Annotated in this window: 13 protein-coding genes; 5 read left to right on the top strand and 8 right to left on the bottom strand. The window is 68.8% G+C overall.

The window, feature by feature from the left end; translation table 11 throughout:
* Positions 1–6 precede the first annotated feature (6 nt).
* Complete coding sequence (locus tag BMX29_RS05275) at positions 7–717, bottom strand: FkbM family methyltransferase (RefSeq protein ID WP_092810993.1); 711 nt, start codon at positions 715–717, stop codon at positions 7–9.
* Positions 717–1649 (bottom strand): glycine--tRNA ligase subunit alpha, encoded by a 933-nt coding sequence (locus BMX29_RS05280; protein ID WP_092810995.1) that lies wholly within the window; start codon positions 1647–1649, stop codon positions 717–719. Before BMX29_RS05280 ends, BMX29_RS05275 begins: the two co-directional genes overlap by 1 nt.
* A gap of 162 nt (positions 1650–1811) precedes the next feature.
* Between BMX29_RS05280 and BMX29_RS05285 the strand changes: the two genes are divergently transcribed.
* Positions 1812–3545 (top strand): trypsin-like peptidase domain-containing protein, encoded by a 1734-nt coding sequence (locus BMX29_RS05285; RefSeq protein ID WP_092810997.1) that lies wholly within the window; start codon positions 1812–1814, stop codon positions 3543–3545.
* Positions 3546–3588: 43 nt separating this feature from the next.
* Here BMX29_RS05285 and BMX29_RS05290 read toward each other — a convergent pair whose 3' ends face one another.
* Positions 3589–4521, bottom strand: a complete 933-nt coding sequence (locus tag BMX29_RS05290; protein WP_092810999.1) for a DMT family transporter — start codon at positions 4519–4521, stop codon at positions 3589–3591.
* A gap of 260 nt (positions 4522–4781) precedes the next feature.
* Between BMX29_RS05290 and BMX29_RS19145 the strand changes: the two genes are divergently transcribed.
* On the top strand, positions 4782–4940 hold the full coding sequence (locus BMX29_RS19145; protein WP_175471134.1) for a hypothetical protein: 159 nt from the start codon (positions 4782–4784) through the stop codon (positions 4938–4940).
* 366 nt (positions 4941–5306) lie between these two features.
* On the opposite strand, the gene BMX29_RS05295 is transcribed toward BMX29_RS19145, so the two are convergent.
* The 3 genes from BMX29_RS05295 to ilvC form a co-directional block, all read right to left on the bottom strand.
* Entirely contained in the window at positions 5307–6518 is a 1212-nt protein-coding gene (locus BMX29_RS05295; RefSeq protein ID WP_092811001.1) for an OpgC family protein, read from the bottom strand.
* 176 nt (positions 6519–6694) lie between these two features.
* On the bottom strand, positions 6695–7192 hold the full coding sequence (locus BMX29_RS05300; protein ID WP_092811003.1) for a GyrI-like domain-containing protein: 498 nt from the start codon (positions 7190–7192) through the stop codon (positions 6695–6697).
* A gap of 119 nt (positions 7193–7311) precedes the next feature.
* Positions 7312–8334: a ketol-acid reductoisomerase gene (gene ilvC, locus BMX29_RS05305; RefSeq protein WP_092811005.1), complete on the bottom strand. Its 1023-nt coding sequence runs from the start codon at positions 8332–8334 to the stop codon at positions 7312–7314.
* A gap of 133 nt (positions 8335–8467) precedes the next feature.
* Between ilvC and BMX29_RS05310 the strand changes: the two genes are divergently transcribed.
* From BMX29_RS05310 to BMX29_RS05320, 3 genes are all read left to right on the top strand, one after another.
* Positions 8468–8923: an Lrp/AsnC family transcriptional regulator gene (locus BMX29_RS05310; protein ID WP_043843837.1), complete on the top strand. Its 456-nt coding sequence runs from the start codon at positions 8468–8470 to the stop codon at positions 8921–8923.
* Entirely contained in the window at positions 8920–9378 is a 459-nt protein-coding gene (locus BMX29_RS05315; RefSeq protein ID WP_043843839.1) for an Lrp/AsnC family transcriptional regulator, read from the top strand. Before BMX29_RS05310 ends, BMX29_RS05315 begins: the two co-directional genes overlap by 4 nt.
* Before the next feature lie 84 nt (positions 9379–9462).
* Positions 9463–10587, top strand: coding sequence for an aminotransferase class V-fold PLP-dependent enzyme (locus BMX29_RS05320; RefSeq protein ID WP_092811006.1), 1125 nt, complete (start codon positions 9463–9465; stop codon positions 10585–10587).
* A gap of 137 nt (positions 10588–10724) precedes the next feature.
* Here the strand turns inward: BMX29_RS05320 and BMX29_RS05325 are convergent, their stop codons facing one another.
* Both BMX29_RS05325 and BMX29_RS05330 read right to left on the bottom strand, forming a co-directional pair.
* Complete coding sequence (locus BMX29_RS05325; RefSeq protein ID WP_092811008.1) at positions 10725–11516, bottom strand: ABC transporter permease; 792 nt, start codon at positions 11514–11516, stop codon at positions 10725–10727.
* Complete coding sequence (locus BMX29_RS05330; RefSeq protein ID WP_092811010.1) at positions 11513–12241, bottom strand: ABC transporter ATP-binding protein; 729 nt, start codon at positions 12239–12241, stop codon at positions 11513–11515. The genes BMX29_RS05325 and BMX29_RS05330 overlap by 4 nt, the downstream gene beginning before the upstream one ends.
* Positions 12242–12276: the final 35 nt, after the last annotated feature.

Genomic DNA, 12276 nt, shown 5'->3' on the forward strand with positions numbered 1-12276 from the left:
TGGGTATCAGCGCCAGTTCATGTCGATATGTGGTCTGTCGGTGCGCGCCGCGCGGCGGCGCAGCGCTTCGGTTCGGGCGGCGAGGGCGGGCAGGCGGTCCTCGTGGGTCTCGACGAAGACATGGTCGATGCGCGCGAAGGCGGGCCGGTCGAACAGCGCCTCCAGAAGAGCGACCTCGGCCCCTTCGATATCCATTTTCAGGATCGCCACCGGCGCGTCGAGCGCCTCCAGGAAGGCCGGGAAGTCGACCTGCGGCACCTCGATGGCGCAGTCGGGATCGACGTTGCGCTTGTCCGCCAGGGTGGAGGCGCCCTGCGACAGCTTCTCGCGGTCTGTGTCGAAGCCGGTCCGGCGGTAGAGCGTGACGGTGCCGGCCTCGGACCCGGCGACGGCCTCAATCACCTCGACGTTCGGCAGATCCGCGACACGGGTGCGCAGTTCTGTGGCGGTCCAGGGGTCGGGCTCGAAGGCGTAGACGCGACCCGCGGTCAGGGCCATGCGCCGCGACACCGTTCCGAGATTGGCGCCGAGGTCTATGCAGGCGCGGCCTTCGACGCGGGCCAGAGCCGCCTCGAAGGCGGCTTCTGCCAGCGGGGTGAGCGTCTTGCGGTACTTCGTGCGATAATGCAGGCCGCGCGGCCCGGGCAGATGCGCGAGGCAGCGATACCGGAGGCGACGCCACGCCGCGCCGACCCCGGTGCCGCCGCGCGCGGCCATCAGGCGGCGGCCTCCGCGCCGCCGGCCTCGGTGGTCACGAAGGCGTCGGCGCAGGCCTTGGCCAGCGCCCGCACCCGTCCGATGTAGGCCTGCCGCTCGGTCACCGAGATCACGCCGCGCGCGTCGAGCAGGTTGAAGAGGTGCGACGCCTTGATGCACTGGTCGTAGGCCGGGTGCGCCATGACGATCGCCTGCCCGGTCTTGGGATCGACCGGCTCGGCCTCCAGGATGCGGCGGCACTCGGCCTCGGCATCCTCGAAGTGGCGCAACAGGGTTTCGGTGTCGGCCACGTCGAAGTTCCAGCGCGAATATTCCCGCTCGGTCTGGCGGAACACGTTGCCGTAGCTCAGGGGCTGCGGCGCGTCGGGGTCGTTGAAGGGCATGTCCATCACGTGATCGATGCCCAGAACGTACATTGCCAGACGTTCCAGCCCGTAGGTCAGTTCGCCCGAGACAGGATGGCAGTCGTGACCGCCGACCTGCTGGAAATAGGTGAACTGCGAGACTTCCATGCCGTCGCACCAGACCTCCCATCCCAGGCCCCAGGCGCCGAGCGTCGGGCTTTCCCAGTCGTCCTCGACAAAGCGGACGTCGTGCAGGCCGAGGTCGATGCCGATCGCCTCGAGACTGCCGAGATAGAGCGCCTGCAGATCCGGCGGGCTCGGTTTGATGAGAACCTGGAACTGGTAGTAATGCTGGAGCCGGTTGGGGTTCTCGCCGTAGCGCCCGTCGGTGGGCCGCCGCGAGGGCTGCACGTAGGCCGCGGCCCAAGGCTTCGAGCCGAGCGCCCGCAGCGTCGTCGCCGGGTGGAAGGTGCCGGCACCGACCTCCATGTCGTAGGGTTGCAGGACGGCGCACCCCTTGGCGGCCCAGTAGGTCTGGAGCCGCAGGAGGATCTCCTGGAAGCTGCGCGGTTTCTGCGTCTCTGCCATGTCTGCGTCCACTTTTCCTGCGTGCCGGTTGATTAGGCGGCCACAGCCGGGGGGTCAATTCCATCCCTCGCTGCATTTTGACGTGCACGCGCGTCGCCGTTTGATAAGCGTGCCTGAAACGGACCGAACAATCGACCGAAAGACGAAGGGCGAAGGACACGCATGAAACGAAAGCTTTGGACCCTTGGCGCGACGCTCTGGCTCGCCGCCGGACCCGTGGCGGCACAGAATGTGTATATCCAGATCGAGGCGCAGCCGTCGCTCTCGCGCGCCGAGGACCGGGTCCGGGATTATGCGAGCTACCTGTCGGACGTGAACGGCTTCGCCCTCGGTGGCGGCTGGTACGGCGTGGCGTTGGGACCGTTCGAGCCCGCCGAGGCCCGCCAGATCCTGTCGCGCCTGCGTTCGAACGGCCAGGTGCCGGGCGACTCCTATGTCGAGGAGGCCAACCGCTACCGCCAGCGCTTCTTCCCCGTTGGCTCGACCGTCGATGCCGGCGCGCAGGCCGCGCAGCCGTCGACCGATCAGGCACAGGAAGCCGCGGCCGAGCCGCAGGAGCCTGCCGAGCCCGTCGACGAGACACCGCGTCAGGCCCGTGCCAGCGAGGCCGAGCTGACCCGCGCCGAGCGCGAGCAGCTTCAGGTCGCACTGCGGTGGGCCGGCACCTATGAAGGACCCATCGACGCGGCCTTCGGACAGGGCACGCGCAACGCCATGGCGGGCTGGCAGCGAGAGGCCGGGTTCGAGGCGACGGGCGTCCTGACCACGCGCCAGCGCGCCGAGCTTCTGCGCCAGTACAACGCCGTGCTCGAAGGTCTTGGCATGGAGGTCGTGACGGACAACCGCGCCGGTGTGCGGATCGCCATGCCCACAGATGTCGTGGCCTTCGACACCGCCGCAAGTCCCTTCGTGCGCTACGCGCCTACCGGCGATCTGCCGGTGCGCGTCCTGCTGATCTCCGAGCCCGGCGACAGCCGCACGCTCGCAGGGCTCTACGAGATCATGCAGACCCTCGAGATCGTCCCGACCGAGGGCGAGCGGTCGCGCGACAGCAACAGTTTCACCCTGACCGGACAGAACGACGAGATCGTCAGCCACACCGAGGCGCGCGTCGCGGACGGGGCGATCAAGGGCTTTACGCTGATCTGGCCCGCCGGCGACGAGGAGCGCCGCACGCGGGTGCTGGCCGAGATGCGCTCGACCTTCGAGCCGGTGCCGGGCACGGTTCTCGATCCCGCGACGGTCGAGGAGGAAGAGCAGGCCGTGGACCTCGTCTCGGGCCTCGCCATCCGCAAGCCGCGGGTGTCGGCCTCGGGCTTCTACGTCGACGACGCGGGCACCGTGATGACCGCCTCCGACACGGTCGCGTCCTGCGGTCGCATCACGCTCGAGGGTGCCTACGACGCCGAGGTCTTGGCCGAGGATGACGGCCTCGGTGCCGCGCTGCTGCGGTCGGGCACGAGGCTCGCCCCGCGCGAGGTCGCGGCGTTCCGCACCGATGCGCCGCGCCTGAAATCCGAGATCGCGGTCGCCGGCTATTCGTTCGGCGGCGTCCTGCCGGGGCCCACTGTGACCTATGGCCAGCTCGAGGACGTGCGCGGCCTCGACGGTGACGACACCCTCAAGCGGCTTGCGCTGGCGGCCGAGTCCGGCGACGCGGGCGGCCCGGTGCTCGACACCGGCGGCGCGGTGCTGGGGATGCTGTTGCCCGAGGATCGCAGCGGCCGTGAGCTCCCCGACAGCGTGAGCTTCGCCGCCAAGGCCGAGGCGCTGGCCGCGTTCGCGGACGGCGCGGGCATCGAGATCGGCCAGACCCGCGGCGAGGCTGCCATGGCACCCGAGGACCTGGGCGCGGTGGCGAGCGGCATGACCGTGCTGGTGAGCTGCTGGGACTGATCGCGGCGCGCGGGCAGGCCCCGCGCGTGCTGCCCCGCGGGACCTATCCCGCGCGGCGGCGCGCGAAGATCGCGGCCAGCGCTCGCCGCTGGCTCAGTGCGATGCCGCCGAGGATCAGTGCCGTTGCGGCAAATAGGCCGGGTCGCACCGGTTCGCCAAGGATGACGGCACCGAAGATCACCGACCAGACCGGCACCTGGTAGTTCGTGAGGCTCATGAACACAGGGCCGGCGCGACGCACCACCAGAACCCGCAGCATGTTCGCCCCCGCGGTCGGCACGACGCCCAGAAGCACGATCCAGCCCAGCGTGACCGCGTCGGGCAGGGCGGGCGGACCTTCCAGCAGAAGCGCCAGCGGCACCACCACGGCGCTCCCGATCAGCAGGCTCGTCGCGGCGAGGCCCAGAGGATCGACCGGGGGCAGCCGCCGGATCGTCACCGAGGCCACCCCGTAGGAGCATGCCGCGCCGATGCAGGCGAGCCGCCCCACTGGTTCCAGCGGGTCTCCGGTCGCCCGAAGTGCGTCTCCGCCCAGCAGCAGCGCCACGCCGGCGAAACCCACCAGCAGCCCCGCCACCCGGTCGAGACGCAGCGCCTCGTCGCGCAGCAGCAGGTGTGACAGCGGCAGAACGATCAGCGCGATTGCGGCCATCGACACGCCCGCGAAGGCCGAAGTCACGTGGGTCTGGGCCCAGGCCAACAGCAGGAACGGAACCGCCGTCGAGAAGGCGCCGACGATGGCCAGCCCGCCCGGACTGCGCGCCGCGGTGGTGAAAAGCCGTCCGCTGCCGGCGAGGCGCCAGATCGCGGCCGTGACGGTCGCGGCCGTCACGACACGCCCGGCGGCGAGCCAGGCTGGCGTGACACCCGCGAGTGCGAGTTCCGTCACGAGGAACGTGGCGCCCCAGACGATGCCGAGGGCCACGACCGACAGCCAGTCGGTGGCGGCGGGACGCGGGGGTGCGGGATGGTGCAAGGATGGGCCTCCGAGGGGGATCGCCCCGGCACGGGGCGGCAAAAGTCTTTGCGGATGGGCAATGCGCGGTTAGGCTCGGGACGCTACCGCGTGACAGGAGGACATCATGGACGCATTCTTCATTCTTCCGCTTCTCATCCTGCTTGGCCTCCTCGCATTCTGCGTTCTGCAGCTACGCAAGGATATGTGAGGACAGGGCAAGGAACGGGCGCGCGCCGGTGAGGTTTCCCTAGGGTCACCACAACCGGAGGAGTATCCCCGTGGACGCCGCATTCATCGTTCCCATCCTGGCCCTGATCACGATCCTGGCTGGTATCCTGTTCGCCATGAAGTCGCAACGCGACGTGGAGAAGGCGCGGCAGGATCCCAACGATCCCAACAGCGCGCCGGCCGCCGATGGCCCGAAACCGCGCAGCTGAACCAGTGCAGCCGCGTGAAGGACGAAGAGCCCGCAGCGATGCGGGCTTTTTGCCGTGTGGGTGGAATTTTCTGGCAGGTGTCCAAAGCGCGGACCGACATTGAACGTCCGTCAGCGCCTCCGCGTCGCCCATGAACCGGTCCAGCGTCGCGGCGGGTGGCCAGGCTCCGCAACTGCTCGAGAGAAAACGAGGCCACGCTTTCTGTCCGGCTTTTTCGGCCGCTCGGCGTGGGGCGCAGCCTATGAGGATTGCTCCCCGCTGCGTACAGGTCCGCGGCGATCAGGCCGCGAATAAACGTCAAACGGGGCGCGAGCCCGAAAGCCCGCACCCCGCCGATGTCACTTCAAGCTCTTTCCGGTCAACCGGTCACCGCGCTGCCACCGGGGCCGCTCCGTGGCGGACGGACATGTCTGCGCGCGCCTTGCGGGCGCTGGTGACCCGGGCGTGCCACCATGCCACCGCGAAGAGCGGCAGGACCGACGCCAGAACGGCGAGGTTCGACACGATGGGTCCGGCCGAGCGGCCCTCCATTCCCCACATGATGAGGTAGACCAGCACCACGTGCGCGGTGAACACCTGCAGCGAATGCTGGCCGAGGAACACCAGCGGGCGCCGCGTCATCAGCCATGTCAGGCCGCGGCCCACTGCGCGGATACCGCGGTTCGCGCTTTCGGGCCCCACCGCCACGAGGAACGAGATCACGTAGAGGTCCAGCAGGAAGTTCGCGAGGAAGATCGCGTCGAGATTGCCGCGGTCGAGCCGGTCCCAGATCAGGCGGCGCAGCTCGATGTCGAGCCAGCCGAGATTCACCGCGCGGTCGAAGAGCGCGAAGACCACCATGCCGCCGACGCCGGCCCAGAACGCACGCCGGCCCCACACGGTCCGGAAGAAGCTGGTATCCAGCTTGTCCCGTGCGAACAGGAAGCCGAGGTAAAGCGCCAGGAAGTAGATCGTCTGCCAGGCGAAGACGTTGAAGTAGATGCCGATGTTGATCGGCGTGCCGATGTCCCGCAGGAGACCTTCGACCGGGCGTTGCGCGTCATCGGGAATGCCTGTCTGGGCAAAGACCCACGCAGCGGCGCTCAGAACGAAGACCCACTTGGCGTGCCCCTTGGCGAACGCCAGCAGCGCGAGCGGTGTCAGCAGCATCATCCAGAGGTAAAGCGCGAGGATGCCGAGATGCATCGAGCCGGTCACGAGACCGAGCGAGGCCAGCGTGAAGGTGATCGGCTCGGCCACGTACTGTCGCAGGACGCGCGGCTCGAAACCCCAGTAGGCCAGTGCCAGCGCAACGGCGGCAAAGCCGAGGATCATCGCGGCCTGGTAGGTGTAGATCGTCTTCATGCGCCCGAAGACACCGCCGACCATGCTGCGCACGCCCTTGCGGTCCATGCGCTTGGTGTAGACCAGCGCCACCACGAAGCCCGAGATGAAGACGAAGCCCTGCGCGTCTTCCACGAACCCGAGAGCGTGGTGATTCCAGCGTCCGAGGATGGAGCGGAACTCGCCCGTGGTATGGGCGATCATCATGAACAGCAGGAAGAACCCGCGGAACCCGTCGAATATGGTTAGGCGCATGGCAGTCTCCGGTGATGGACCGCGCACTCCTCTGCGCAGCCCTGCACAAAAGCGCAATGCGCCAGAGCGCAAAAGGCTCCCGGAAAAAGTGTATTAAAGTGGCATTGGGCGGAGGACTGCTGCCCGGCAGCGCGTTTTGGGCGGATCGCGGCGCGAAAGCGGGCGCGTCTGGCGAATTACGTGGCGTTTTTTGTATGCGTCGCGGGTGCGGCGCCCACCGGTCGGACGACCTCGGTCCGGAGCCTGTCGGCAGGCACGCGGGCCGGATCGTCGAGATAGACCTCCCAGACCGGCTGTCCCGGCTCGCGGCCTTCGGCGCGCAGGGCGGTGTCGAGCGCATGGTGGGTCTCGGGGAGGCGGTCATATGCACCCACGTGCAGCATCCGGGCGACTTCGCCTCCCGGCAGGACACCGACCTGAAGCCCGTCGGGTGCGGCCTCTGCATCCTCCTCGGACACCGGCCGGGCGCAGGTCGCGCGGAACTGGCCGCTGTCCTTGCGGTGGTAGATCGCCACGGGCGGACCCTCGGGCGTGATTCCCGCAGACGCGAGACGGCGGGCCAGGTCGGCGAAAGCGGCACTGACGGACGTGGCGATCGCGACAGCGTCCCACGGGCAGACGACGGGCAGCGCGAGGTAGGGCTGGGTGGGTTGGTGCCTCAGTCTGAGGTCCATGGCGCGGGCTCCGCAAGCTGCGCCGTGCGTCGCCGGCCGGATGTCCCGGCCGGACGCTGGCGTCGTGATCGTGGCGGGGACGCGTCACCGCGGTGCGCGCGCCCCCGCCGATCAAGACATCAGTTCTTGGACTTGTCGACCATCTTGCCGGCCGAGATCCACGGCATCATCTCGCGCAGCTTCTCGCCGACCTGCTCGATCTGGTGTTCGTCGTTCAGGCGGCGGGTGGCCTTGAACATCGGCTGGCCGACCGAGTTTTCCTGCATGAAGTCGCGCACGAACTTGCCGGTCTGGATGTCGGTCAGGACCTCCTTCATGCGCTTCTTGGTCTCCTCGTAGGGCAGAATGCGCGGGCCGGAGACGTACTCGCCGTACTCGGCGGTGTTCGAGATCGAGTAGTTCATGTTCGCGATGCCGCCCTCGTAGATCAGGTCCACGATGAGCTTCACCTCGTGCAGGCACTCGAAATAGGCCATCTCGGGCTCGTAGCCGGCCTCCACGAGGGTCTCGAAACCCATGCGGATCAGCTCGACAAGGCCGCCGCAGAGCACGGCTTGTTCGCCGAAGAGGTCAGTTTCGCATTCCTGGCGGAAGTTCGTCTCGATGATGCCCGAGCGGCCGCCGCCGATGGCCGAGCAGTACGACAGGCCGAGCTCCATCGCCTTGCCGGTGGCGTCGTTCTCGACGGCCACGAGGCAGGGCACGCCGCCGCCCTTGACGTATTCGCCGCGGACGGTGTGGCCGGGGCCCTTGGGCGCCATCATGATGACGTCGACGCCGGGCTTGGGCTCGATCAGGCCGAAGTGCACGTTGAGACCGTGGGCGAAGGCGATGGCCGCGCCTTCCTTCAGGTTGTCGTGGACATACTTCTTGTAGGTATCGGCCTGAAGCTCGTCGGGCATGGTGAACATGATGAGGTCGCACCACGCGGCCGCCTCGGCGATGCCCATGACCTGCAGGCCCTCGCCCTCGGCTTTCTTCGCCGACGGCGAGCCTTCGCGCAGGGCGACGGCGACGTTCTTGGCGCCCGAGTCGCGCAGGTTCAGCGCGTGCGCGTGGCCCTGGCTGCCGTAGCCGAGGATCGCGATCTTCTTGTCCTTGATAAGGTTAATGTCGCAGTCGCGATCGTAGTAGACGCGCATCTGGAGTCTCCTTCCCGGGTTTTCATTCTGCCTGCACACTAGGCGTCCGGCCGAGAGGGGGATTGCAAAATCAGAAGTATAACGATCATCTGCGCACTTTCCATTCGCAGATAGGCAGGATACTGCACGGATCATGCTCGACGATGCAGACCGCCGTATCCTGCGCCAGTACCAGGCGACGCCCGAGGCCCCGATGTCGGACCTTGCGGAGCGTTGCGGGCTGACCGCGACCACGCTCTCGCGCCGGCTCGACCGGCTGCGGGCGTCGGGTGTCCTGCGCGGGGTGCGTGGCGTGATCGACTGGCAGGTGCTGGGCTACGCGGTGGAGGTGTCGCTGCGGGTGACCCTCGACAAATCCGTTCCGCGCGCCTTCGACGAGTTTCTCGCTCGGGCCCGCGAGGTGCCCGAGGTGATCGAGATCCAGACCTTCCTCGGGCAAGTGGACGTGCGGCTGTCGGTGATCGCGCGTGACCTCGCGCACTATCAGGAACTGTACCGCGAGAAGCTGCTGGCGCTCCCGCACATGACCGATCTCGAGGCGCTCATGCATATCGCGCGCCTCAAGGGCGACGAGACCCTGCCGGTATGATCGAACTCGACGAGACCGACCGCGCCATCGTGCGCGCGCTGGCCGCCGACGCCACGCTGTCGGCGGGTGCGCTCGGGCGCGAGCTGGGCCTGTCCCAGCCGGCGGCCTGGCGACGCATCAAGCGTCTGCGCGAGGCCGGCGTCTTTCGCGGCGCGCGGCTCGACCTCGACGGCGCGGCCCTGGGGTTCGGCGTCACCGTCTTTCTCGGCGTGAAGCTGGCCGCAAAGGGCCGCGCGAGTCTCGGCGACTTCGAACGCGCGGTGCAGGCGATCCCCGAGGTGCAGACGGTGGAGCACATCCTCGGGATGTACGACTACCGCCTGCGCGTGGTCGCCCGCGACGTGCCCGATTTCGAACGGGTGCTCCGGCGGCGGATCATGGCGCTGCCCGGCGTGGGCAGCGTCGATGCCAACGTGCTGCTGTCGGAGGAGCGAAGGCCTGGTCCGCTCGGCTGAAAGCCGGGGCCCGGTTTCCGCTTGGCGCACCGCGTGGCGCGGAGTAGCCCTGTGCGCGACACGAGACATGAAAGGAATGCTGCCATGGCACTGCTCGACACCGTCGATCCCAAGGGCCTCGACGAGTTCTCGGTGGTCTTCACCGACCGTTCGCTCAACCACATGTCGCAGGCCTTCCAGCAGGTGATGCGCGACCTCTCGGAGGGGCTTCGGTCGGTCTACAACGCCCACGCAGTGGCGATCGTGCCCGGCGGCGGTACCTTCGCGATGGAGGCGGTCGCGCGCCAGTTCGGGCAGGGCGCGGACATGCTGGTCGTGCGCAACGGGTGGTTCTCCTACCGCTGGACGCAGATCTTCGAGGCCGGCGGGTTCGGCGGCGAAGTGACGGTGATGAAGGCCCGCCAGCAGGGCAACGCGACGCAGTCGCCGTTCGCGCCCGCGCCGATCGAAGAGGTCGAGGCACGCATCGCCGAGGTGAAGCCATCGGTCGTCTTCGCGCCGCATGTCGAGACCTCGGCCGGGATCATCCTGCCGGAGGACTACATCACCCGCCTCGCCGCGGCGGCGCATGACGTCGGCGCGCTGATGGTGCTGGACTGTATCGCCTCGGGCTGCGCCTGGGTGGACATGGGCAAGACCGGCGTGGACGTGCTGATCTCGGCACCGCAGAAGGGTTGGTCGTCGACGCCATCGGCCGGCCTCGTCATGCTGTCCGAGCGCGCGGCCGCGCGCATGGAGGAGACCGCGTCGAACTCGTTCGCGGCGGACCTCAAGAAATGGCGCGCGATCATGGCGGCTTACGAGAACGGCGGTCACGCCTATTACGCCACCATGCCCACGGACGGGCTCCGTGCCTTCCGCGACGCGCTGGCCGAGACCCGCGAGTTCGGGCTGGATGCGGCGCGCGACCGGCAGTTCGAGCTGGGCGCCCGCGTGCGCGAGACGCTGGCCGCACGCGGCCTCGCCTCGGTGGCGGCCGACGGGTACGGCGCGCCGGGAGTGGTCGTGGCCTACACCGACGACCCCGAGGTGCAGTCGGGCCGGGCCTTTGCCAAGGCCGGGACCCAGATCGCCGCCGGCGTGCCGCTGCAGGTGGACGAGCCCGAAGGTTTCTCGACCTTCCGCCTCGGCCTCTTCGGGCTCGACAAGCTGCGCGACGTGGACGGCACCGTGGCGCGTCTCGAGCGCGCGCTCGACGCGGCGCTGTAAGTCGTCATGCGGAGCGCGCCCTGTGCGGGCGCGCGCCCTTTTGCATCGGGTGCGCGGCGGGCCGCGCCCCCGAGACGTGCGAGAGGCGCTGCCTCTCGCGCTCTCCGGAGTATTTGGAACGAGAAGAAGGGACGGGGTCAGCCCTTGCGGCGGACGAAACCGCGGGCGGGATCGTAGCCCCAGAGCGCGAGCGCGAGGAACGCCGCGAGCGAGAGCGCGACCCAGCCGAGCGCCGCGAGGTTCCAGTCGAGATAGAGCGCGAAGCGGATCAGCTCGACCGCTTGGGTGAACGGGTTCGCCGCGCAGATGTCGCGCAGGAGGTCCGAGCTCTCGGCCATTTTCCACAGCGGATAGAGCGCGGTCGAGAGGAAGAACATCGGGAAGATGACGAAGTTCATCACGCCCGCGAAGTTCTCGAGTTGCTTGATGAAGGACGAGATCGCGAGGCCGAGCGCGCCCAGCATGAGCCCCGCGATCAGTAACGCGGGCAGGGCCGCCACGTAGCCCAGGGCCGGCATCTCGATGTCGAACAGCCATGCCACCGCCAGGAAGGCGTAGACCTGCAGGATGCCGATCAGGGTCGAGCCCAGGAGCTTGCAGAACAGCAGCCAGCCGCGCGGCAGCGGTGCCGTGAGAAGCAGGCGCATGGAGCCGGTCTCGCGGTCGTAGACCAGGCTCAGCGAGGATTGCATCCCGTTGAAGAGCAGGATCATCCCGCACAGGCCGGGGACGATGTAGGTCTCGTAGGTGATGTAGGTCTGGTAGGGCGGGATGATCGACAGCCCCAGCGCCGCGCGGAAGCCTGCCGCGAAGACCAGCAGCCACACGAGCGGGCGCACGAGCGCGGCTAGGAAGCGCTCGCGCTGGTGCACGAAGCGCAGCGCCTCGCGCAGGACGATGGCCCGGAGCGCGGTGAGGTAGGCGCTCATGCGTCCTCTCCGGTGGTGGCGAGGAAGTAGTCGGTGAGGCTCTGCGCGCCGCGCAGTTCGCCGGCCTCGCCGTCGGCGCGTATGCGGCCCCGGTGCAGCACGATGAGCCGGTCGGTGTCGCGCACCTCGTCGGTGAGATGCGTGGCCCAGAGCACGGTCAGCCCGTCCTCGGCGGCGAGGCGGTGGACGTGGTCGACGATGGCGTGACGCGAGGCCGCGTCGAGACCCACGGTCGCTTCGTCGAGAAGCAGCACATCGGGGCCGTGGATCAGAGCGCGGGCGATCTCGGTCCGGCGGCGGTGACCGCCGTTGAGGTCGCGCGCCCGTTCGCCGGCGCGTTCCGCGATGTCGAGCCGCTCGAGCGCGGCGTCGATGCGGCGCGCCGCGTCGCGGCCCGACAGCCCGTGCAGTGCCGCGAAGTAGCGCAGGTTCTGGCGGATCGTCAGGTCGAGGTCGAGGGTCGGCGACTGGAAGACCACGCCCATGCGGGCCAGCGCCGCGCGGGGCTCGCGCGCGATGTCGTGGCCGGCGACCGAGATGCGGCCCTCCGCGGTGGTGAAAAGCCGAGTGAGCAGGCCGAAGAGCGTCGACTTGCCCGCACCGTTCGGGCCGAGCAGAGCCGCGAAGCGCCCCGGCGCCACGTCGAAGCCCGCGCAGTCGAGCGCGGTCTTCGCCCCGTAGCGGAAAGTCACGTCGCGCACGTTCAGGCCGCCCGTCCGGGTCACGTCCTGCCTCCCTCGGTCCCTCTTCCGCCGGGCAG

The organism is Roseivivax marinus (genome assembly GCF_900109705.1).
In the GTDB taxonomy this organism is placed as follows: domain Bacteria; phylum Pseudomonadota; class Alphaproteobacteria; order Rhodobacterales; family Rhodobacteraceae; genus Roseivivax; species Roseivivax marinus.